The organism is Roseovarius sp. (genome assembly GCF_027019125.1).
Classification (GTDB): domain Bacteria; phylum Pseudomonadota; class Alphaproteobacteria; order Rhodobacterales; family Rhodobacteraceae; genus Roseovarius.
The window spans coordinates 62,675-83,028 of record NZ_JALUXE010000008.1 but is presented as its reverse complement, the minus strand read 5'-3'; the positions used below and the strand labels follow the sequence as shown (position 1 = coordinate 83,028).

Genomic DNA, 20,354 nt, shown 5'->3' with positions numbered 1-20,354 from the left:
TCAGGCGGCGGCCTGCACGCGGGTCACATCCTCGACCGTGCGGGCAATCAGCGCGGCCAGGTTCTCGCCCCGCGCGCGCGCCGCGAAATTGAGCGCCATCCGGTGCCCCAGCACCGGCTGGGCCATCGCCGCCACGTCGCTGGCATCGGGCGCAAGCCGCCCTTGCAGCATCGCCCGCGCCCGCACCGTCAGCATCAGCGCCTGTGCGGCACGCGGCCCCGGCCCCCAGGCCACGCTTGCGCGGACGCCATCGGCGGCGCTTGCATCCTCGGGGCGGCAGGCGCGCACCAGATCGAGAATCGCCTCCATCACCTTTTCGCCCACAGGCATGCGGCGCAGCATCTGCTGCGCGGCGATCAACTCGTCCGGGGTAAAGACGCCATGCGCGGCCTCTTCCGTGGCGCCCGTGGTCGCCAAAAGGATCGCGCGTTCGGTGTCGCGGTCGGGATAGGGCACCTCGATCTGGACAAGAAAACGGTCCAACTGCGCCTCGGGCAGCGGATAGGTGCCCTCTTGTTCAATCGGGTTCTGCGTTGCCAGCACGTGAAACGGCGTGCCCAGCGGGCGGCTGACACCGGCCACCGTCACCGTGCGTTCCTGCATCGCCTGCAACAGCGCGGATTGCGTGCGCGGGCTGGCGCGGTTGATCTCGTCGGCCATCAGGAGCTGGCAGAACACCGGCCCTTCGATGAACTTGAAGGCGCGTTTGCCATCCTCGGCGGTTTCGAGAACCTCGCTGCCCAGAATGTCAGCGGGCATCAGGTCTGGCGTGAATTGCACCCGGTTGGTGTGCAGGCCCATGACCGTGCCCAAGGTCTCGACCAGGCGCGTCTTGCCCAGACCGGGCAGACCGATCAAAAGGCCATGCCCCCCGCACAAAAGCGCCGACAAGGACAGGTCGACAACCCGTTCCTGTCCGATGAACCGCCGGGTGATCGAGGCCCGCGCCTCGGCCAATTTTCCCTCGAGCGCCTCGAGACCGGCCAAGAGATCAGTGTCATCGGTCATGGAAAAACTCCCGTCAAACCTATATCGTCCCTTATGAGTGTATAGCTTGGGACAGAAATGGCAAAAGCAATGAGCAAAGATTCCGTCACAAGCCCGTCAGCCGAGGGCATCGCCGCTTCGGCGCGCGCGGCGCGGGCCAAGGGCAAGGGGCTGCCGCCCGTGCATTTGTGGAATCCGCCGTTTTGCGGTGATCTCGACATGCGCATTGCACGCGATGGCACCTGGTTCTATCTCGGCACGCCCATCGGGCGGCCCGAACTGGTGCGGCTTTTCTCCACCATCCTGCGCCGCGATGGCGACGCTTATTTTTTGGTCACTCCGGTTGAAAAGGTGGGGATCACCGTCGATGACGCGCCCTTTGTGGCGGTGGATTTCGAATCCGACGGCACCGGCGCGGCGCAGACCCTGCGGTTCGAGACCAATGTCGGCGACCATGTGACCGCCGGCCCCGATCACCCGATCCGCGTCACCCGAGACCCGGAAACCGGAGAGCCGTCGCCCTATGTGCTGGTGCGCGCCAATCTCGAGGCGCTGATCGACCGCAAGAGCTTTTACCGCCTCGTGGATATTGGCGACCGGCACGAGGGCTGGTTCGGGCTTTGGTCCGGCGGCCAGTTCTTTCCGGTCATCCCCGAGGCGGAATTGCCCTAATCCCGGCTCCTCAGCGGTGAGCGTTGAATGACGGCCACCGTCAAGAGCGGCAGGCCCACCGTGACCGCCGTGACCGTGATCAGAAGCAGTCCCAAGGCGCTGTAATCCGCCGGGGTGGTGATCTGGCCCGTGGCGGCATCCCGCACCTCGCGCGTCACCACAAAGACCTCGTTGAGATATTTGGTGAGCAGCGAGCTTGCCGAGAGGGCGAGATTGGTGAAGGACGCCATCACGGCAAAGAAGGTGGCCTTGAGATTCTCCGGCGCGTTGCGCGCGATCCAGGCCAGCATCGGGATCATGGCGACCTGCCCCAAGGGCGATTCTATGGCCGTATCCAGAATGGCGATGAAGCGGGCATCGACGATGCCGCCGGTCATCGCCGCCGTCACCTCCTGCACCCCGTAGTAGAGCCCGATATTGGGCAGGGACAGCACCCCCCCGGCCAAGGTCAGCAGGACCACGATATAGACGATGCTGCGATGCGCCATCAGCGGGCGCAGGATCACCATGCCCGCCAGTGTCAGAACCGAGGTGATGAGCGACAGCACCGACAGGAACTGTTGATCGAACGCCAGGAGGTCGATGGAAAACCACGTATAGCCATCGCCCGGACGCGGCGTGGCGCGAAACATGAAGATGATCACGGCCGTGCCCACCAGCGTGCGCGCCTGCGCCACCGGCAGCACCGCCACAAGCTGACGCATGAGCAAGAGCACGATCGCCATGGACCCGGCAAAGATGATCTCTTGCCCATAGGCGATGTCGCCCAGGCCGATGGTCAGCGACAGCGCCACGAAGCCGGCGCCGCCGATGAAATACCACGGGTTTGCCCGCGTTTCTTCGCTCGGACGCTCGAAAAGCGTGTCCGCCTCCGCCTCGCTCAGCCCGCTCTGGCGCAGGCCCCGGCGCAGGCGGTGTTTCTGCCACGCCGCCAACAGCACCCCCGACACCGACACCAGCGGAATCGAGAGGGCCGCGAGGTAGATCAGCGCATAGGTCGCGCGCTTGGCATCCGGCCCCAGATCCTCGATGCCCGCGAACATGTAGATGTTCAGGGCTGCCACCGCGAGCGTGCCGGAAATCAGCGCAAAGCGCCCCAGCGTCTGCATCGTGGTATGCAGCGCCCGCGCCGTATCCACGTCAATCGCCCGCCCCTCCGCGTCAAAGCGCGGCACCGCCTCGACCGACATGGCATCGGCCACCGCGTCCTGGATGACCAGCCCGCAAGGCGCCAGAATGTAAGAGGTGACATACCACGCCGCCATGGGCATGATCGCCACCATCGCCTCGGTCTGGGTGAGCAGCAGATACATGATCAGCACCGACAGCCCGATCAGCCCGGCACCGAGATAGATCAACAGCCATTTCCACCGCCAGATAATGTCGACGAGATGCCCCAGCGGCATCTTGAGCGCCCATGGCAACCCCGCCCAGAAGGCCAGCCCCGCCAGATAGGCCGCCGAGAGATCGAGATATTCTTTCACAAAGAATGTGCCGACGATCATCGTCAGCCCGGAAAACCCGGCGGCGAAATAGACCATCAGGGGCGGCAGGAAGGTCCAGCGCATTTGCCGAACCAGGTCAAAGACCACCGCATCGGCCCAGGTCATCAGGCGCTGTGTCAGGGTCATGCGCGATCACTCCCTCTCGCGGCATCGGGCCAGTGGGCAATCGTTGCGCGCAACGCCGCCATCGTGATGTCGAGCATCTCGAGCGGCAGGATCACCAGCATCTTGGGCGCTGTCACCGCCAGATGCACTGGCCCGAGCGCCGCGTTCGAGGTGGCAATACGCCCATCCGGCGCAAGATTGAGCCCGCCAATCGGCCATTTCAGCCCCTGCGACACCCCCTCGACCGCCCCCATCGGGAAAAGCGAGACGCGGCACCCCTCTGGCAGCGGCAGGTTGAGCGAGGGCGGGCAGAGAAACATCAGATCGCGCGCGCCAAGGAGAATACAGCGTTGCCAGTGATGACGCACCAGCGCGGTGCAGGCCGCCAGTTGGTGATCCATCCGGTCGCCACAGAACCCGAGGCCAAGAATGAGCGGGGCCGAAATCGCGCCCAGGCATTTCTCGAAATCCGTCGTGTCCTGATCGGGGTCCGGATATTGCACGGCATCGGGGATCGTGGCGCGGGCCGACTGTGAAATACTGTCGAAATCGCCGATCACCGCCTGCGGGGTGATGCCATGTGCCAGCGCGGCGTCGGCCCCGCTATCGGCGGCAATCACGATCCGGGCAAGCCTGAGCGCATGGTCAACCTGTCCTTCCGGCAGAGAGGCCCCGCCGATCAGGATTACCGGTTCTGTTTCGCGAACAATCATCAAACTTACCTGTTATCGTTGCGTTAACGTACCTGATGTCACATTCTGAACACGAAATGATACGGTAAAAATCTAAGAATCGGGCCGCTTTGGTCTATGGCGTCATGGTAAACCCTGTCTTTGCAGGCAAGCAAAGCGAGCGCACATTATGGTTGGTTCAAACAAGATACTGACAGTCTCCTACGGCACATTCTCGTGCACGTTGGAAGGTTTTGATGATTCATTTGATACGATGAAGGCAATTGCGGAATATTTTCGCGATCTGGCGGCGGATGACCGGTATTTCGGAGCAGAACCGCCCACCCCCGACGCCGAAATGCTGGCGCGTATTGCCGAGCGGGAGATCGCCCGCCGGGTCGAAGCGCATGAGGAGCGTGGCAAGATCGTGCTGCGCGCCGCGAGCGAACAGGCGGCGATGCACAGCCCCCTTGTGGCCCCCGCCCCGGCGCCTCAGGCGACACCGGAACCGGAACGCCCCGACACCGCGCCCGAAATGACCCAAACCGCCCCCGCGCCACAGGTTGTGGCCGAGGCAGCACCGGAAATGGTCGAAACCGACGAGACCGCGCAAGAGCTTGCAAGCCTGCCCGAAGAGCCCGTTGCAGAGATGCCCGAAACCGCAGCGAGCGAGGCCCCCGACCAACCCGAGGGGCTGGAGCAAGAGCCGCGCATCGTTCCCGCAGCGCCCGCACCGGACAGCGAAAGCATTGCCGCCAAGCTCAGCCGAATCCGCTCGGTCGTGGCGCAGGAGGCAGCACCCTCTGACGCCGAATACTCTGAGGACGAGCATGCGCAGGATTTCCTGGAAACGGTCGCCGAGGATCTGAGCGCCGTTCTGGCCGAGGATGACCGCGCCGAGACCGCAGAGATCGACGATGCCGAAGAGGACATGGATTTCGACGCGATCCTGTCCGCCGCGCCCGCGCCGCAAGAGGTGCTGGCAGAGCAGGAGCAGGAGCAGGAGGCGGAAGAGGAACCAAAGGCGGAAGAGGCCGGGGCCGACGACTTTGAGGATACGCTGGCCGCGCTGATGGCAGATGCCGCGCCGACCACCGCCGAGACCGCCCGCCCCTCGGACGCGACAGCGGACCTTCCGCCCCGCGCCCGTGTGATCAAGGTCAAGCGCGCCGAGTTCGAGGCCGCCGTGGCCGAGGGTATCTTTGAAGAGGATGACGAGGACGACGAAGATTTCGACGGGGCCGACGACAACCTCTTTGACACCGAGAACACCATCCTCAGCCCCGAGGAAGAGGCCGAGTTGCAGCGCGAACTGGCCGAGGTCGAGGCCGAATTGGCCCTTGAAGATGCCATGGCCTCCGAACCGGAACCCGAGGCTGAAATCGCGGCGCAGGCGGCAGAGGATGATGAACAGCCGACTGCGACCGAAGAGACCGCAGACGAGGACGAGCCGACCCCGCCGGTTGCTGCGGAGCAGGATGACGCCGAGGACGAGGACGAGGACGAGGACGAGGACGAGGACGAGGACGAGGACGAGTTCGCCGTCACGCCCGTGCAGGACCAGAGCACGCGGCGCTTCGATGAAGCCGCCGCGTCCAACGACCTCACACGTATCTTCGACAAGACCGACACCCAGCTTGACGCGCCCGCGTCCAGCCAGCGCCGCAATGCGATCCAGCATCTGCGCGCCGCCGTTGCGGCCACCCGCGCGGAACATAGCGCCGGATCGTCCCTGCGCGAGAACGTCGATGATGCCCCCTACCGCGACGATCTGGCCAGTGTCGTGCGCCCGCGCCGCCCGCAGATCGCCACACCTGCCGAGCGTTCGGCGCGCCCCGAAGAAAACCGCCCCGCGCCGCTCAAACTGGTGGCGGAACAGCGGATCGACACCCCGCGCGCGCCCATTCGCCCGCGCCGCATCTCTGCCGCCGAACTGGAGGTGGATATCGCGGCACAGTCCAAGGACGGCAGCTTTAGTGCCTTTGCCGAGGAAGTGGGCGCAATCAGCCTGCCCGACCTGCTCGAGGCGGCGGCAGCCTATATGTCGGATGTCGAGGGTCGCCCGCAATTCTCGCGCCCGATGTTGATGGGCAAGCTCAAGGAAGTCGAGCAAGAGCGCTTTTCGCGCGAGGACAGCTTGCGCTCCTTTGGACAATTGCTGCGCCAGGGCAAGCTGCAAAAGCTGGCGGGCGGGCGCTTTGCCGTGACCGAAGAGACCGAATTTCGCGCAACAGGGCGCCGCCACGCGGGCTGAACGCAACGTCCTTGTGTGGTGAAAGGTAACGCCCCCGCGCCTCTGGTGCGGGGGTTTTCGCATGTCCGGGGCGATTTGCCCCTTTCCCATGCCTCGGGGAAAGGTCAGACTCTCAGCGCGGAAATATCGGGGACAGGCGCATGCGCGCAATCATGCTGGGCGGGATGGTCTGGGCGCTGACGGCGGGGGCGGTCCGGGCGCATGCGGGCGAACAGGGCTTTGTCCTCTTGCTGCCCACGACTGTCTATATGGTCGCCGGGGGCGTTACCGTGGCGCTGACCGTGGCGCTTCTGGCCATTCTGCCGGGGACATTCGCCGAACGGCTGTTCCGGCCTGTCAGGCTATTTCGCCTGCACACCCCTCTTGTCATGCGCTATGGCCTCAACCTCGCGGTGACAGCCTTACTTGGGTGGCTGGTCTGGCGCGGGCTGGTGGGGCCGGGCGATCCGGGGGTCAACCCGCTGCCGCTGGCGATATGGGTGGTGTTCTGGATTGTGCTGGTCACGCTTCAGGGTTTGGTCGGCGATCTCTGGCGCTGGATCAATCCCTGGGTGGGTGTGGGGGCCCTGTTGCGCCGCCTCACGGGGATGCGCGCGCCGCTGCGGTATCCGCGCGGCTTGGGCTACTGGCCCGGTGTTCTGGGTTTCCTTGCCTTTTGCGGATTTCTCATGGCCGATCCGGCCCCGACCGATCCGGGGCGGCTGGCGGTGGTGGTCGGGTTCTACTGGTATGCGATGCTGCTCGGGTTGGTGCTCTTTGGCCCTGTCTGGCTGGTCCGGGGCGAGGCGATCACGGTGCTGATGCGGATCTATGGCCGGGTTTCCTTCATTGGTCTTTCAAAAGGTTATATGTCCGCAGGGCTATCCGGGTGGCAGATATTGACCGGGCCAAGGACCAGTCCGGGATTGGCGGTTCTGTGCCTCGTCCTCTTGGGATCGGGCAGCTTTGACGGGATGAACGAGACCTTTCTCTGGCTCGGTCTGCTGGGGATCAACCCGTTGGAATTTCCGGGGCGCTCGGCGGTCATTCTCCCCAATTTACTGGGCCTTCTGGCATCCAACGCAGCCCTCATAGGGGTGTTTGCCGGCGCCCTCTGGTTGGGCGAGCGGCTGGCGGGGGGGCAACCGCGCCCCTTGCGCGGGCTGTTCTGCCTCTATGCACCCACGATCCTGCCGATCGCGCTGGCCTATCATATCGCGCATTACCTGACTGCGTTTCTGGTCGATGGGCAATATGTTCTGGCTGCCTTCGCGCGGGCGCTGGGCCTTGCAGCGCACCCGATTTCCGCCGGGTTTCTCAACACGCCCGGCCCGGTCAAGATCATCTGGATGACTCAGGCGGGAACGGTGGTCATGGGCCATGTCATCGCTATCCTGCTTGCGCATGCGCTGGCGATGCGCGCGGGGGATGGGCGGGCGCGCGCGGTGCTGGGTCAGGTGCCGCTCGCCCTCTTCATGGTGGCGTATACGGTCTTTGGCCTCTGGCTCCTCGCCACGCCGCGCGGGGCGTGACATGTAAGCGCTGGACAACCCCGAGGGGGTTGCGCAAGGTGTGCAGGTGCGGCATTTGCCCTCTGACTGCGACTGATCTCTGGAGGATGCGCGATGAATACCCTGAAACCTGGCCAGAAAACCGGCATCACGCGGCGCGGGGCGCTGGCCGGCGGCATCGCGGCGGCGAGCCTGCCGCTTTGGGCGCGTTACAGCCATGCGCAGACCGCAGCGCCCATCAAGATCGGCTTTCAGGTGCATCGCACCGGCATCGGCGCGGCCTATGGCCGCTGGTATGACCGCACCACGCAGGCAGCGGTCAAGCTGATCAACGAGGGCGGCGGCATCAATGGCCGCATGGTCGAGATCGTGGCCGAGGATGACGGCACCGACCCCAAGCGCGGCGCCGAGGTGGTCGAGAAATTCGCCAATCAACATGGCTGCGACATCGGTTTTGGCACGCTCTTCAGCCATGTCGTGATCGGCTCTGCGCCGCGCGCGGGCGAGTTGAAGCTGCCGTATTTCGTGGTCTCCGAGGGGCATCACGTCGCCTCTGGCATGCTCAACCGCTACACGCTGCAACCGGGCATCACCGATGTGAAGAGCCAGGTTCAGGCGATGGCCCCCTATGTGGCGGCCAATCTGGGCAAGAAGGTCACGATGGTGTTTCCGGATTTCGCATTCGGCCACGATCACCGCGATTTCTTTACCCAGGCGATCGAGGCGCAGGGCGGCGAGGTGCTGGCGCATATCGCGATCCCGCCGTCCGAGACATCCTTTACCAAGTATTTCCCCAAGATCCCGCGTGACACCGAGGTGCTCTATCACGTCATGGTCGGACCCGCCGTGCTGACCTTCGTCAAGGAACTGGGCGAATTCTTTGGCGGGCAGGGTCCGGCGCTCTTTGGCTTTATCGACAGTCTGGAAGCGGTAGCGATTGACAGCCCCGGCCTGGAATTCCTTGAAAACAGCTATTTCTGGGAAGGGATGTGCCGCGACCAGCAACCGGATCAGAGCGAATACGAAACCGCCTATCGCACGGCGGTCGGCGTCAATGAACACGGTGCATCGGTCAGTGATCCGCGTGACGTGGCCACCTATGCGCATATGTTCGGCTGCTGGGAAACGCTGCATGTGATCAAGGCGGGGATGGAGGCGGCAGGCTATACCGGGCCGCAGGACCGCGCCGCGCTGATCGAGGCGGTCGAGGCGATGACCACCCTGCCCGAGAGCCTGGCACATCCGCAGGGCGACAAGATTTTCAACGGCAAGACGCATCAGGTCTTTGGCCACCAGAATATCAGCCGGGTAGAAGGCGGAAAGCTGGTGCGCGTGCATCGCACCTCGATCGAGGATACGCTCTATCCCGATGAGGTGGATTACACGGCTCAGCCGCTCTGAGACGGGTTTGGCAAGCGGGGCGATAGCGTGAAGCGGAGGCTTGTTCTATTAGGTCTGGTGTCGTCGGTTCTGGCGGGGTGCGGCGCGCCGCCCCCACCGCCCGAGGCCGAGGATGTGACGCGCCTTGCTGCGGCGATCCTTGACCTTGGGCCGCAGGTAGACCCGGAAGAGGCGGCGCGCGCCGCGCGCATCTCCTATGAACACAGTCACCGCCTTGCGCTGGAATACGAGATCACCGATCCGCCCATCGTGCATAACACCAAGGTCAACATGGGGCTGAAACCGCGCGGCCTGTGCTGGCATTGGGCGCGGGACATGGAGGACCGGCTCAAGCTCGAGAATTTCCAGACGCTCGATCTGCACCGCGCCGTGGCCAATGCCGACAACGCCTTTCGGCTGGAACACAGCACCGCGGTCATCAGCGCCAAGGGCGACAGTTTTCGCGAGGGGATCGTTCTGGACCCCTGGCGCAAGGGCGGGCGGCTGACCTGGGCGCCCGTGGCCTGGGACAAGGACTATACCTGGGAGCCACGCAACGAGGTGGTCGCCCGCGCGCTGGAGCGCAAGCATGGGCAGATCGTGACCCTGACCGAGGATGACCGCATCCTGATGGGCGGTCTGGAGTTCGCCGCGCAATGACGTGGCCGCCCGCATGGAGCTAGGCCCCTATCTGGTTCTGGCCACGCTCGAAGGCGCGGTCACGGCGGCGGTGCTGGCGCTGACCGCCGTTGGGCTCAGCCTCGTTTTCGGCGTGATGCGGGTGGTCAATATCGCGCATGGCGAGTTTTTCATGCTGGGCGCGGTGCTGGCGTGGTGGATCGCGCAAAGCGTGGTGGAACATCCCGCCATCGGCTTTGCATTGGCGTTGGTGGCGGCACCGCTGATCGTGGGGGCGCTCGCGGTGGCCGCCGACATGACGATCCTCAAGCGGCTGGACTATGACCCGGAACGCACCATCGTGGCCACGATCGGCCTGCTCTACATCATTCAGCAGGTGACATTGATGGGCTATGGCCCGGATGCGCGCCCTGTCGAGGCGCCGTTCAACACGCGGCTTGCGCTCCCATGGTTTGAACATGGGGCCGAGGGCTGGCAAATGATCTGGCCCTGGGGGCTGGGCACGACCTCGTACAAGCTGGCGGTGATCGGCGCGGCGGTGGCGCTGCTCTGCGCGGTCTGGGCGCTGATGGCGCGCACGCGCATCGGCCTTGTTATGCGGGCAACACAGGCGGACCGCGAGATGGCGCTGGCCTTTGGCATCCCGGTCGAGCGGGTCTATGCCGGGGTGTTCGGCCTCGGCGCGGCGCTGGCGGCGCTGGCGGGCGTGCTGATCGTGCCCATTCAACAGGCGCATTACCTGATGGGGGCGGACCCGCTCTTGCTGTCGTTCATCGTGGTGATCATCGGCGGGCTTGGCAGCCTGCCGGGCACGGTTCTGGCAGCGGTGCTGATTGGCCTGAGCGACGGGATCATCTCGGTCTTTTTCTCGCCCACTCTGGCCAAGATACTGGCGACGCTGCTTGTGGGGCTGGTGCTGGTGTTTCGGCCTCAGGGCCTGTTCGGGGCGCGCGGCGCATGAAGGTCTATGCCCTGCACGTCGGGCTCTTGGCCCTGCTTCTGGCGCTGCATTTCGTCCTGCCCGCCTATCACCACGGCAATCTGGCGCGGGTGATGGTGCTGGCGAGTTACGCGATGGGCTATAATCTCATGTTCGGCTATACCGGCTTGCTCAGCCTCGGCCACGCGCTCTTTTTCGCGGCGGGCATGTATGGGATGGGCCTCGGCGTGCAGCACCTGGGGCTGAGTGCCGCGCCGGCGCTGATCCTCGGGCTGGTGGCGGGGGCGGTGGTCTCGGGCGTGCTGGCGGCGCTGGCGCTGCGCACGGCGGGCGTGGCCTTTATGATCGTGACGCTGATGTTTGCACAGGCGGGATACCTCAGCGTTCTCTACTTCGGGGCGCTGACGCGGGGCGATGAGGGGTTCGTGATTCAACAGGCGGACCGGATGCTCTGGGGCATCGACCTGAGCCTTGAGGGCAACCGCTATCTGGCGGCGCTTCTGCTCTTTGGCACCTGCCTGATGCTCTGCCTCTGGCTGGTGCGGTCGCCCTTTGGCCGGGTGCTGGTGGCGATCCGCGAGAATGAGGAACGGGTGCGCATGCTGGGCTATGACGTATTCGCGCATAAATTCGCGGTCATGGTCCTGTCGGGCACGATGGCGGCGGCGGCGGGGGCAAGCTATGGTCTCTTGTTTGGCTATGTCGGGGCGAGTTTTGCCTCGGTGCAGTATTCGATCTTTCCGCTCCTCTGGGTGCTCTTGGGCGGGGCGGGCACGGTGCTGGGGCCGTTCATCGGCACGCTCTTCATGTTCTACCTGATTGACCTCAGTTCCGGCGTGACCACCGCCTATATGCTGCTGGCCGGTGTGGCGCTGGTGGTGCTGACGCTCTTTGCGCCGCAGGGGTTGATGGGCGAGGTGCGGCGGCGGGTCTGGCGGGGGGTGCCGTGATGCTGCTGTCGACGCGGGGATTGTCCAAGAATTTCGACGGGTTGCGCGCCGTTGAAGGCGTGGATTTCGACCTGCCCAAAGGCGAGATCCGCGCGCTCATCGGCCCCAACGGCGCGGGCAAGACAACGCTGGTGGGCATGATTTCAGGGCGGATCGCCCCGAGCGCCGGGCGCGTGATCTTCAACGGACAGGACATCACCGCGTTGCCCGCACATCGGCGGATGCGGCTGGGCATGGCCTATACGTTTCAGATCACATCGGTTTTTGGCCGGCTCAGCGTTCGGGAAAACGTGGCGCTGGCGGCGCGGCGGCATCTGCGCGGCACGGCGGTTGAAGCGGCGGTAGACTCCGCGCTGGCACGGGTGGGGCTGGCCGAGCGCGCAGACCAAGAGGCGGGCGATCTGGCCTATGGGCATCAGCGCCTCTTGGAGATTGCCATGGGCCTTGCCCAATCCCCGCGCCTTCTGATCCTCGACGAGCCGACACAGGGGCTGGCCGAGGGTGAAATCGACGGCTTTCTCAGCCTCATTCGCGAAGTGGCCCAGGAGGCGACGATCCTGCTCATCGAGCATAACATGCGCGTGGTGATGGATCTGGCGGACCGGATCACGGTTCTCAGTTTTGGTCAGGTGCTGGCCGAGGGCACGCCTGCGGAAATCCACGCCAACCCGGCGGTACAGGCCGCCTATCTGGGGGGGCTGCCCGATGCTGCGGCTGGATAGGATCAGCGCGGGCTATGGCCGCGCGCAGGTGCTGCGCGATCTGAGCCTCGAGGTGAAACCGGGCGAAATCCTCTGCCTGTTGGGGCGCAATGGTGCGGGCAAGAGCACGACGATGCGCGCGATCATGGGGCTGGTGCCGCTTGTGTCCGGCACGATCTGGCTGGGGGATGAGCGACTGAGCGACCTGCCCGCCCATGAGGTGCCGCGCGCCGGTGTGGGCTATGTGCCGCAGGGGCGCAGGCTCTTTGCCGATCTGACGGTGGCGCAGAACCTCGAAATCGGCCTCATGGCCCGCCAGAGTGGCCCAGAGGTGCGCGCAGAGGTGCTCACACGCTTTCCACGCCTGCGCGAACGGCTGGGCCAAAAGGCGCAGACCCTCTCGGGGGGCGAACAGCAGATGCTCGCCATGGCGCGCGCGCTCTGCCTGCGGCCTCAGGTTCTGTTGCTCGATGAGCCGACCGAAGGCTTGCAGCCCTCGATGATTGCCGCCATTCGCGATGTCATTGTCGGACTGCGCGAGGCGGGCGTTGCCGTGCTCCTGGTCGAGCAACGGGTTGATGCCGTGCTCGATCTGGCCGACCGGGTGGCCTTTCTCGAAAATGGTTCAGGCGGGGCGGTGATGACCGCTGATGACTTGCGCGCCAACCGCAGTCTCGTGGATCGCTACGTGGGGGTTTAGCGCACGCGCGCCTGATCGGCGTTACATCCCCCTGCCCCGAACCGGGGGCTCGACGCTGCCTCGGCGAGGTCCCGGGTCAAGCCCGGGACGGAGATGGTGTCGAAGGGGCGCGGCAGGGCCAGTGATCCGACCTCACGCCATGGTCGCAGGCTCGAGCGTGAGCAGGGGGCCGATGTAGCTGCGCAAAGGCCGCTCTACTGCGCCCTTGAGAAGCTGGATGTCAGGTGCCTCCTCGGTCCGGGTGATCCTGATGTCACGCACCCGAAGGCCACGGTGGAAATCAAAGGCGGCGGTCCCGATTCTCGGGGCGTAGCTGAAAGGATCAATGGTCGCGACCTGAAGGCACTGCCCGGAGGGCGCGAGATGCAGGGCCATGCGTCCGCCCGCCGGGTGGAACATGTAGACAAGCGCCTGCGCGTGATGCTCCTTCTCGAACCGCACAATCGCATCCGTGTTTTCGAGGCGGACATAGTCGAGCGGCAAATCCATGCAGTCATGGCGCTCGAGCGGGTGGTCTGCAAGAAATTCGGCTGTGTCGAGCATGCCACGACGCCAGATCGGCCTGGGCAGGACCACCTCGCGGAACCACCCCGCCCGATCGAGACACCGCATGAGAAACGGGGCTAGGCGGTCGGCCATGACCTCGCCCCCTTCAAACGTCGTGTGGACCTCATCGCGCAGCAGCGACGCCACGACATCGGCACCGACCTCGGCGACCCAGCTTTCGGCCATGTCGAGAAGCGGAATGGCGAACTCGTCGCAGAATTGGCGGGTCTGAGCGTTGAAATCATGATGAAGCGGTGCCTTCCAACGACGGTAGTGCAGGAAAAAGGCCGGTTCCGCCCCGATTTCCCGAACCGCAAGCATCATGTCGAGAAGCAGGTCGCGGCCGCGGTCCGGTGTCGACAGCGGGTGGAGTGCAAAGGCCGACGCGTTCACTTCGAACAAAACATGGCTGAACGGCCCCAGCTTGGCCGCGGCACACCGGAGATACGGCGGAATGACGTGCGGCTGCTGCGCCCCAAGCCCGACGCGAAACACCTCGACATCAGGGGTCAGGGATCGAAGCCGGTCGATGGTGGGCAGCGAAAACCCCGACCCCGTGGCGACATTGGAAAACCCGATGATCAAAAGACGACGGCTTTGCATCCATTCCCTTTCCCGCGACGCCTCGACAGAGTCATGTTCGCCGCGCGATCACGTGGACCAGGCGGCGGGTTCTTGTCGCCGTCGCGCATGTCGCATGGCCGGGCAAGGTCCACCAAGGCGTTGCACGTCCGCGCGTCAAGCCCTTCATCACCTTGGTCCGCGCCGGGCGCGCTTGTCGCGCGCCCCCCGGTCTTTTCCCTCTCAGTTGGTGGCGCTCTCCACCAGCGGACGCCAGCTTTCTTCATTCGCTGCGGCCCACTCTGCCGCGGCTTCCGCGATCGGGCGGCCATCGCGCTCGACTGCGGTCAGCAGGGCGGCGAGGGTGTCATTGTCCATCTGGAAATCCTTGATCAGGATATAGGCGGCGGGCCAGCGCGACTTGAACCCTTTGACGATGGCCTTGACCGACGAAATCGCGGGGAAACCGCAATCGCCCACGGCATTCGGGTTCGGCCCCCAGCTTGCGTCCTCGAAACAGGCGGCTTCCGCCTCGGGCAGTTCGACAAAGCGCAGGTCATGCGCAGCCACGGCCCAGTGCGGTTGCCAGAACATCGCAAGCGCGGGCGTGCCATCGGTGCTCGCCTTGACCAATGCCTCGACCAGAGCCTCCTCCGACGCCGCGGGGGTTGCGGTAAAGGGCAGATCAAGCGCAGCCATGAGATCGGCACCCTGACCGTCCCATGCGCTTGGATAGTCGATCAACACCGGCGTGCCGCCATCGGTGGCAAAGGCCGAGGTGCAGGCGCGCAGGGCGTCAAGCGCGGGCAGACCGGGACAGCTCGCCTCCATATGCGCGGGATAGGCCAGCCCTTCGGCCATGGTCAGGCCCAGATCGCCCATCTCGACCAATTCGCGGTCCATCACCATGTCGCGATAGGACGGCGCGGCATTGGCGGGCCAAATCTCGAGATTGGCGTCGATATTGCCCCGGCCCATCTGGCGAAACACGGCAATGTCCTCGACCGCCACGAACTCGACCGTATAGCCCGCCGCCTTGAGCAATTCGCCCGCCACATGCGCGGTGATCTGGGCGCTGGTCTCTTGCGTCAGCGCCAGTTTGATGGGCTCTTCGGATTTCCCGAGATCCGCCGCCGATGCGGGCAGGGCAAGGGCAAAGAGCGCAAGCGCGCAGCAGGTAGATTTCATGTCAAACTCCTTGGTCAAAGCGAAGATCTGCGATCCCCGGTCCTGTCAAACGTCCACGTCGAAAGGCGTCGTGCTGAAAAAGCGGTTTCGAGTAATGAGTTCGGCCCTCCGATTCCTGCCGCAAGATAGCATGTCCGGCGCGGGCTGCATCCCTTTTCGCACGGGATCCGACGGCGGGCGCCTCGGCGGTGGGCAGGATCGGGGCAGGCCGGGTTTCTCAACGTAATCCTATAGATACCCTGCACGCGCGCCTTCTGTTAATGGGTTGGTAAGCCCGTTTTCCGAGTCTCTCCCCGCGCAACCGTTCTGGAGAGACCGATGTCGGATGTATCTGCCCGCCTAGACCTGCCGTTTATCGCCCCGTCGCAGGCGCAAAAGCATGTGACCCATAATGAGGCTGTGCAGCGGCTGGATATTCTGGTCCAGATGGCGTTGGACGGGTTCGAGGCGACAGAGCCCCCGGCAGCCCCCGACACCGGCGCGCGCTATGCGCTGGGTCAAGGGGCGATGGGGGTCTGGGCCGGACAGGACGGGCAAATCGCCGTCTTTCTCGGCGAAGCCTGGACCTTTGTCGCACCGCAAGAGGGCTGGATCGCGACCGCGCGCGGCACCGCCGATGTGCGTCTTTACCGCGACGGCACGTGGCAGCGGTTTCCGGAACGGATCGCGAGGCTGGGCATTGCCACGGATGCCGATGCGCTCAACCGTCTGAGCGTGTCCGCAGAGGCGACCTTGCTCAGCCATGCTGGCGCGGGCCACCAGCTCAAGATCAACAAGGCCACCGCTGCGGACACCGCAAGCCTGCTTTTCCAGACGGGGTTCTCGGGCCGCGCCGAAATGGGCATCGCCGGGCAGGACGACCTTTCCATCAAGGTCAGCGCCGACGGCACCAACTGGACCGAGGCGCTTCGCGTCAACGCCCAAACCGGGCGTCTCAGCGGTGCGGGGGTGCAATCCAGCCCCACCGATGCCACGGCGGGCCGGGTGCTGGCGGTCGGGGCTTTTGGTCTTGGCGCTGTCGGCACCCCGGCCAATCTGGCCGATCTGGACGCGATCACGACACCTGCCGGGTTTCACCGGGTCATCAACTCGGCGGCGGGCACATTTCCCGCGGGCGCAACCGGCGCAACCCTGTTTGGCGTCATGCAGATCGAACGGTATGGCCCCAGCGACATCGTGCAAACCTACAAGCCGATCACGGCGGATGCGATCCATACCCGCCGCTACACCGGCGGCGCGTGGCAGCCGTGGCGGCATGTCTATACCCAAGCAAGCCTGCTTGGCACCGTCAGCCAGTCCGGCGGCGTGGCCACGGGGGCGGTCATCGAGCGCGGCAGCAACGCCAACGGCGATTATGTCCGCTTTGCGGATGGCACACAGCTATGCTGGCACACGCTGATGCTTGGGGCGATCAACGTGGCAGAGGGTGCGGGCTTTGCGAGTGCTGCGGCGGTCAACTGGACATTCCCGGCGGGTTTCGCGGCGGGAACGAAAGCCGCGATCACGGGGGCATCGACAAACATAGGACGGGCGTGGCTGTCGCCGTTTTCGTCAAACAACGCTGCGTGCTCCGTTCTTGGCCTGCGCCTGCTGTCTACCAGCAGTTCCAGCGAATTCCGCGTCACCGCCCTTGGCCGTTGGTTCTAAAGGAGACCGCCATGCAGATCACCCTTTCCCCCACCCGCCGCGACGCGCCCCTGACCCTGAGCCGCCAAGGCGATGCGCTCACGATCAACGGCGAGGTGTTCGATTTCGCGCCTCTGCCCGAGGGCGCGACCCTGCCGCGCGAGGCGATTGCAAGCGACTGGTTCGCAGGCCCGGTCGAGCGGGTGGGCGGCGCGCTGCGCCTCTCGCTCGTCCTGCCGCACGGGGCCAATGCGCCGCAGGAAACGCTCTTTCCTGCGCCCCTGACCCTCACGGGCGACGGCCCCGTGACCCTGCCGCCCTATGAAATGGACATCACCGATGCAGATTGATTTCACCCAAGCCATCACCGCCGAAACCAAGGCGCAGGCCGCAGCGCTTGCCCGCGCCGCCACGATCAAGGCCGAGTGCCGCGCGCGCATCCTCGCCGTGGGGTCCGAGGCCACGCAGATGAACATCGCGCAGGCCGGGATCGTGTTCACCGCTGCCGTGCTCGACGCTGTGCCCCGCGCCGATGCTCTGGCGGCGTCCGGTCTGCAAGAGGGCGATCTGACGCTGGCGCAGGGCTGGAAAGCATGGGTGGCCGCGATGCAGGCCGAGTGCCGCCGCGCCATCGAGGCGGGCGACGATCCGGCCTGGCCGGTGGTGCCCGAGGGCGTGGCCGAATTGGCGGCGCGGTTCTGAGGCACAGATCCACGGCCCTGCGACCCGGTCCAAAACTCATGAAAGGGGGTGTCAAAGGCACCCCCTTTTTTTTGCAATCTACCCTAGGCTGCAATTCTGTAAACATAGGGAAAATCGTTGAAGTCACGCTTTCGTGAGGGTTAGTATCCGGCAGATACTTCAGAACCGACCGAAAAGGGAAACGCAATGAATTTGTTCACACTCACAGGCATCGCGGTGCGCAGAGACGGGAGCGTCGATGACAATGTCATTGACGTACGGAACACAGAGTTCGAGTTTTCCATTATCGGGGACGTTCTGAACTACCGGGTCTTGGGCTTTTCAGAGCCGGGCGAACTGCTTCCTTTGATCGACTTGAACAATGACGCCGACATCACCATTGCGCGCCTCGACGGCGCGGACATAACGGGGGGCGCAGGCGACAACCTCGAGATCACCCTGGGCGAAGTGATCACGCCGCAAGGGCAACTGGTTGTGTTGGTCTTCTTCGACGGGACCACCAATACGGATTTCATCTTCAAGATCGGCGGCAACGCGGCCGTGCAACTGCCCACCACCGTGGCCGGCTTCAATACCCTCAACGACTCTATCACAGGCGGCGGCCCCGTTACATCCGGCCCCTTCGCCCCCAATCAGAACATTGCCGTCACGACCTTTGACAATACCACGGTCGAAGTTCTGCCCGACGGCCAGCTTTTCGTCGGCACCGATGGCAACGACACCCTGCTTGGCGGCACGGGCAATGACACGCTCGACGGGCGCGACGGCGACGACGAACTCAACGGCGGTCCCGGTGACGACCTGATCCTGACCGGCAATGCAACGCCCAACGGCGATTTCGTTGCGGGGAGCACCGGCAACGACACGATCAACTTTGCAGGCAATGACGGCGAAAACGGCTTTGTCAATCTGAGCTATGCCGGGCTGAATGCGCCAATCTCCGTCGCAATCGACGGGGCGGCGAATACCGGCACGGTGAACAAGGGGGCCAATGGCACCGACACGCTGCTCAATGTCGAACTGCCACTTCTGGCCGGCAATATAAATGGCGGCCTTCAGATCATCGGCACGGGCGGCAACGACAGCTTTGTTGTCGCGCCGGACGCCGACCAATGGATGGCTTTGCGTCCCGGTGCAGGCGTGGACAGCTTCACCATCAATGGCTCGGGCTTCGTGCGGCTGGATTTCCGCAATGGCAACGGCATTGATATCAACCTCGCCACGGGGCAGATCGCCAATGACGGGTTCGGCAATGCCGAGGTGATCGACGGCACCAACAGTGTGTGGGAAGTCACCGGGTCAGGCGGGAATGATCGCATGATCGGCTCCGACGCCGACGAATCCTTCCGTTACGGCGGCGGCACCAACAACACGGTCGAGGGGGGCGGCGGCACCGACCGGCTGCGCTATGACTTTTCATCGGTTGCCTCGGCCACGATCGACCTTTCGACCAACAGCGCGACCGGCACGCTTACGGGCGGGGGCACGTTCAGCGATCAGATCTCGGGCTTCGAGAATGTGCGCGGGTCGTTCGGCAACGACATCCTCATCGGGGACGCCGGGAACAACCGGCTTCAGGGGCGCGCGGGCGATGACCGGCTCGTGGGCGGTCTGGGCGACGATAGAATCGACGGTGAAGACGGCACGGATACCGCCGTCGTCGCGGTGAACCGCGTCGATACGCGGGTTTCGGCCATCAACGGCGGCATCCAGATCATCTCGGCCGATGGCACGGATTTCTTCACCTCTGTCGAATTCTTCCAGTTCAACGACATGCTTCTCAGCGCCGGCGATCTGATCAACGGGGCGGGCATTCCCGGCGAAGAGATCGTGGGCACCGATGGCGATGACAGCCTGATCGGCACGGTCAATGACGACACGCTTGCGGGCGGTGCCGGGAATGACAACATCGACTCGGGCGGCGGCGGCAACAACAACGTCTCTGGTTCGGATGGCAATGACACGCTGTTTGGCGGACCGGGCGATGACAGCATCGGTGGCGGTCTCGGCGACGACACGATCTTTGGCAATGGTGGCAACGATGTGCTCGGCGCAGGCTTTGGCAACGACTCGGTCTCGGGCGGCACAGGCAATGACGTGGTCGCGGGCGGCGCGGGCAATGACACGCTTGAAGGCGGCGAAGGCAACGACAGCATGTCCGGCAGCTTCGGCAATGACCTGATCGCCGGCAACGGCGGCGCGGATGACATCGGCGGCGGCACCGGGCGCGACACGATTGATGCGGGTGCCGGTAACGATAGCGTCGGTGGCGGCGAAGGTGACGACAGCATCTCGGGCGGCGACGGCAACGACTTCCTCGCAGGCGGCGGGCGCAATGACACCATCGACGGCGGTGCGGGCAATGACACGATCAACGCCGGAGCCGGTAACGATGTGATCACCGGCGGCAGCGGCGCGGATCAGTTCGTGTTCTCGTCCTTCTTTGAAGGCGAGGCGGATGTCATCACCGATTTCGAGGATGGCATCGACCGCTTCTTCATTCGCCGTTTCGATCCCGATACCGGAGTTGAGAACATCAACAACGGCGGCAACGGTCTGGCCGGGTTCGTGACCGCGATGAATATCGTCGACACGGTAGCGGGCGCGCAGATGACCGTGAATGGAAACACGATCCTGGTCGAGGGCATCACGGCGGCGCAGCTGACGGTCGAGGATTTCCAGTTCCTCTGACACAGAAATGGCGGCTCGCCCGAAACAGGGCGGGCCGTGCCCAACG

General features: G+C 64.6%; 18 protein-coding genes. 13 read left to right on the top strand and 5 right to left on the bottom strand.

All coding sequences use genetic code 11. The features are described from left to right. On the bottom strand, positions 1-1,008 hold the full coding sequence (locus MVC20_RS04495) for an AAA family ATPase (RefSeq protein WP_297538859.1): 1,008 nt from the start codon (positions 1,006-1,008) through the stop codon (positions 1-3). A 69-nt stretch (positions 1,009-1,077) separates the two neighbouring features. Here MVC20_RS04495 and MVC20_RS04490 point away from each other — a divergent pair, with 69 nt between their 5' ends. Then, positions 1,078-1,659: a DUF1285 domain-containing protein gene (locus MVC20_RS04490; RefSeq protein ID WP_297538857.1), complete on the top strand. Its 582-nt coding sequence runs from the start codon at positions 1,078-1,080 to the stop codon at positions 1,657-1,659. On the opposite strand, the gene MVC20_RS04485 is transcribed toward MVC20_RS04490, so the two are convergent. Both MVC20_RS04485 and MVC20_RS04480 read right to left on the bottom strand, forming a co-directional pair. Next, positions 1,656-3,290 carry a hypothetical protein gene (locus tag MVC20_RS04485; RefSeq protein WP_297538854.1) on the bottom strand — a complete coding sequence of 545 codons (1,635 nt, stop codon included), beginning with the start codon at positions 3,288-3,290 and terminating at the stop codon, positions 1,656-1,658. The genes MVC20_RS04490 and MVC20_RS04485 overlap by 4 nt on opposite strands. Further along, on the bottom strand, positions 3,287-3,982 hold the full coding sequence (locus MVC20_RS04480) for a thiamine diphosphokinase (RefSeq protein ID WP_297538853.1): 696 nt from the start codon (positions 3,980-3,982) through the stop codon (positions 3,287-3,289). The genes MVC20_RS04485 and MVC20_RS04480 overlap by 4 nt, the downstream gene beginning before the upstream one ends. Before the next feature lie 232 nt (positions 3,983-4,214). Between MVC20_RS04480 and MVC20_RS04475 the strand changes: the two genes are divergently transcribed. From MVC20_RS04475 to MVC20_RS04440, 8 genes are all read left to right on the top strand, one after another. After that, positions 4,215-6,194 (top strand): hypothetical protein, encoded by a 1,980-nt coding sequence (locus MVC20_RS04475; RefSeq protein WP_297538851.1) that lies wholly within the window; start codon positions 4,215-4,217, stop codon positions 6,192-6,194. A 140-nt stretch (positions 6,195-6,334) separates the two neighbouring features. Beyond that, entirely contained in the window at positions 6,335-7,705 is a 1,371-nt protein-coding gene (locus tag MVC20_RS04470; protein ID WP_297538849.1) for a hypothetical protein, read from the top strand. A 93-nt stretch (positions 7,706-7,798) separates the two neighbouring features. Then, positions 7,799-9,085 (top strand): ABC transporter substrate-binding protein, encoded by a 1,287-nt coding sequence (locus tag MVC20_RS04465; RefSeq protein ID WP_297538848.1) that lies wholly within the window; start codon positions 7,799-7,801, stop codon positions 9,083-9,085. Positions 9,086-9,112: 27 nt separating this feature from the next. Beyond that, positions 9,113-9,724: a hypothetical protein gene (locus tag MVC20_RS04460; RefSeq protein ID WP_297538846.1), complete on the top strand. Its 612-nt coding sequence runs from the start codon at positions 9,113-9,115 to the stop codon at positions 9,722-9,724. A gap of 13 nt (positions 9,725-9,737) precedes the next feature. Beyond that, positions 9,738-10,664, top strand: a complete 927-nt coding sequence (locus MVC20_RS04455; RefSeq protein WP_297538844.1) for a branched-chain amino acid ABC transporter permease — start codon at positions 9,738-9,740, stop codon at positions 10,662-10,664. After that, on the top strand, positions 10,661-11,593 hold the full coding sequence (locus MVC20_RS04450) for a branched-chain amino acid ABC transporter permease (RefSeq protein ID WP_297538842.1): 933 nt from the start codon (positions 10,661-10,663) through the stop codon (positions 11,591-11,593). Before MVC20_RS04455 ends, MVC20_RS04450 begins: the two co-directional genes overlap by 4 nt. Continuing rightward, positions 11,593-12,315: an ABC transporter ATP-binding protein gene (locus tag MVC20_RS04445; protein ID WP_297538840.1), complete on the top strand. Its 723-nt coding sequence runs from the start codon at positions 11,593-11,595 to the stop codon at positions 12,313-12,315. Before MVC20_RS04450 ends, MVC20_RS04445 begins: the two co-directional genes overlap by 1 nt. Continuing rightward, a complete protein-coding gene (locus MVC20_RS04440) occupies positions 12,299-12,994 on the top strand; it encodes an ABC transporter ATP-binding protein (protein ID WP_297538838.1) in 696 nt (231 codons plus the stop codon). Before MVC20_RS04445 ends, MVC20_RS04440 begins: the two co-directional genes overlap by 17 nt. 132 nt (positions 12,995-13,126) lie before the next feature. On the opposite strand, the gene MVC20_RS04435 is transcribed toward MVC20_RS04440, so the two are convergent. Together MVC20_RS04435 and MVC20_RS04430 are read right to left on the bottom strand one after the other, a co-directional pair. After that, positions 13,127-14,143: a hypothetical protein gene (locus MVC20_RS04435; RefSeq protein ID WP_297538836.1), complete on the bottom strand. Its 1,017-nt coding sequence runs from the start codon at positions 14,141-14,143 to the stop codon at positions 13,127-13,129. 201 nt (positions 14,144-14,344) lie between these two features. Continuing rightward, positions 14,345-15,289, bottom strand: coding sequence for an ABC transporter substrate-binding protein (locus MVC20_RS04430; RefSeq protein WP_297538834.1), 945 nt, complete (start codon positions 15,287-15,289; stop codon positions 14,345-14,347). Positions 15,290-15,607: 318 nt separating this feature from the next. Between MVC20_RS04430 and MVC20_RS04425 the strand changes: the two genes are divergently transcribed. The 4 genes from MVC20_RS04425 (at position 15,608) to MVC20_RS04410 (ending at position 20,308) form a co-directional block, all read left to right on the top strand. After that, the gene (locus tag MVC20_RS04425) at positions 15,608-16,936 is read left to right on the top strand and encodes a DUF2793 domain-containing protein (RefSeq protein ID WP_297538832.1); all 1,329 of its coding nucleotides are present in this window, start codon (positions 15,608-15,610) and stop codon (positions 16,934-16,936) included. Between the two features lie 11 nt (positions 16,937-16,947). Further along, positions 16,948-17,265: a hypothetical protein gene (locus MVC20_RS04420; protein ID WP_297538830.1), complete on the top strand. Its 318-nt coding sequence runs from the start codon at positions 16,948-16,950 to the stop codon at positions 17,263-17,265. Next, positions 17,255-17,617 (top strand): hypothetical protein, encoded by a 363-nt coding sequence (locus MVC20_RS04415; RefSeq protein WP_297538828.1) that lies wholly within the window; start codon positions 17,255-17,257, stop codon positions 17,615-17,617. Before MVC20_RS04420 ends, MVC20_RS04415 begins: the two co-directional genes overlap by 11 nt. A gap of 186 nt (positions 17,618-17,803) precedes the next feature. Continuing rightward, positions 17,804-20,308 carry a calcium-binding protein gene (locus tag MVC20_RS04410; protein ID WP_297538826.1) on the top strand — a complete coding sequence of 835 codons (2,505 nt, stop codon included), beginning with the start codon at positions 17,804-17,806 and terminating at the stop codon, positions 20,306-20,308. Positions 20,309-20,354 lie beyond the last annotated feature (46 nt).

What these genes read in the sequence shown, in the direction of transcription:
- MVC20_RS04480 (WP_297538853.1), bottom strand. Translation starts at nt 3,982, where the DNA reads ATGATTGTTCGCGAAACAGAACCGGTAATCCTGATCGGCGGGGCCTCT.
- MVC20_RS04450 (WP_297538842.1), top strand. Translation starts at nt 10,661, where the DNA reads ATGAAGGTCTATGCCCTGCACGTCGGGCTCTTGGCCCTGCTTCTGGCG.
- MVC20_RS04435 (WP_297538836.1), bottom strand. Translation starts at nt 14,143, where the DNA reads ATGCAAAGCCGTCGTCTTTTGATCATCGGGTTTTCCAATGTCGCCACG.
- MVC20_RS04490 (WP_297538857.1), top strand. Translation starts at nt 1,078, where the DNA reads ATGAGCAAAGATTCCGTCACAAGCCCGTCAGCCGAGGGCATCGCCGCT.
- MVC20_RS04410 (WP_297538826.1), top strand. Translation starts at nt 17,804, where the DNA reads ATGAATTTGTTCACACTCACAGGCATCGCGGTGCGCAGAGACGGGAGC.
- MVC20_RS04470 (WP_297538849.1), top strand. Translation starts at nt 6,335, where the DNA reads ATGCGCGCAATCATGCTGGGCGGGATGGTCTGGGCGCTGACGGCGGGG.
- MVC20_RS04445 (WP_297538840.1), top strand. Translation starts at nt 11,593, where the DNA reads ATGCTGCTGTCGACGCGGGGATTGTCCAAGAATTTCGACGGGTTGCGC.
- MVC20_RS04430 (WP_297538834.1), bottom strand. Translation starts at nt 15,289, where the DNA reads ATGAAATCTACCTGCTGCGCGCTTGCGCTCTTTGCCCTTGCCCTGCCC.
- MVC20_RS04420 (WP_297538830.1), top strand. Translation starts at nt 16,948, where the DNA reads ATGCAGATCACCCTTTCCCCCACCCGCCGCGACGCGCCCCTGACCCTG.
- MVC20_RS04495 (WP_297538859.1), bottom strand. Translation starts at nt 1,008, where the DNA reads ATGACCGATGACACTGATCTCTTGGCCGGTCTCGAGGCGCTCGAGGGA.
- MVC20_RS04440 (WP_297538838.1), top strand. Translation starts at nt 12,299, where the DNA reads ATGCTGCGGCTGGATAGGATCAGCGCGGGCTATGGCCGCGCGCAGGTG.
- MVC20_RS04455 (WP_297538844.1), top strand. Translation starts at nt 9,738, where the DNA reads ATGGAGCTAGGCCCCTATCTGGTTCTGGCCACGCTCGAAGGCGCGGTC.
- MVC20_RS04465 (WP_297538848.1), top strand. Translation starts at nt 7,799, where the DNA reads ATGAATACCCTGAAACCTGGCCAGAAAACCGGCATCACGCGGCGCGGG.
- MVC20_RS04475 (WP_297538851.1), top strand. Translation starts at nt 4,215, where the DNA reads ATGAAGGCAATTGCGGAATATTTTCGCGATCTGGCGGCGGATGACCGG.
- MVC20_RS04415 (WP_297538828.1), top strand. Translation starts at nt 17,255, where the DNA reads ATGCAGATTGATTTCACCCAAGCCATCACCGCCGAAACCAAGGCGCAG.
- MVC20_RS04485 (WP_297538854.1), bottom strand. Translation starts at nt 3,290, where the DNA reads ATGACCCTGACACAGCGCCTGATGACCTGGGCCGATGCGGTGGTCTTT.
- MVC20_RS04425 (WP_297538832.1), top strand. Translation starts at nt 15,608, where the DNA reads ATGTCGGATGTATCTGCCCGCCTAGACCTGCCGTTTATCGCCCCGTCG.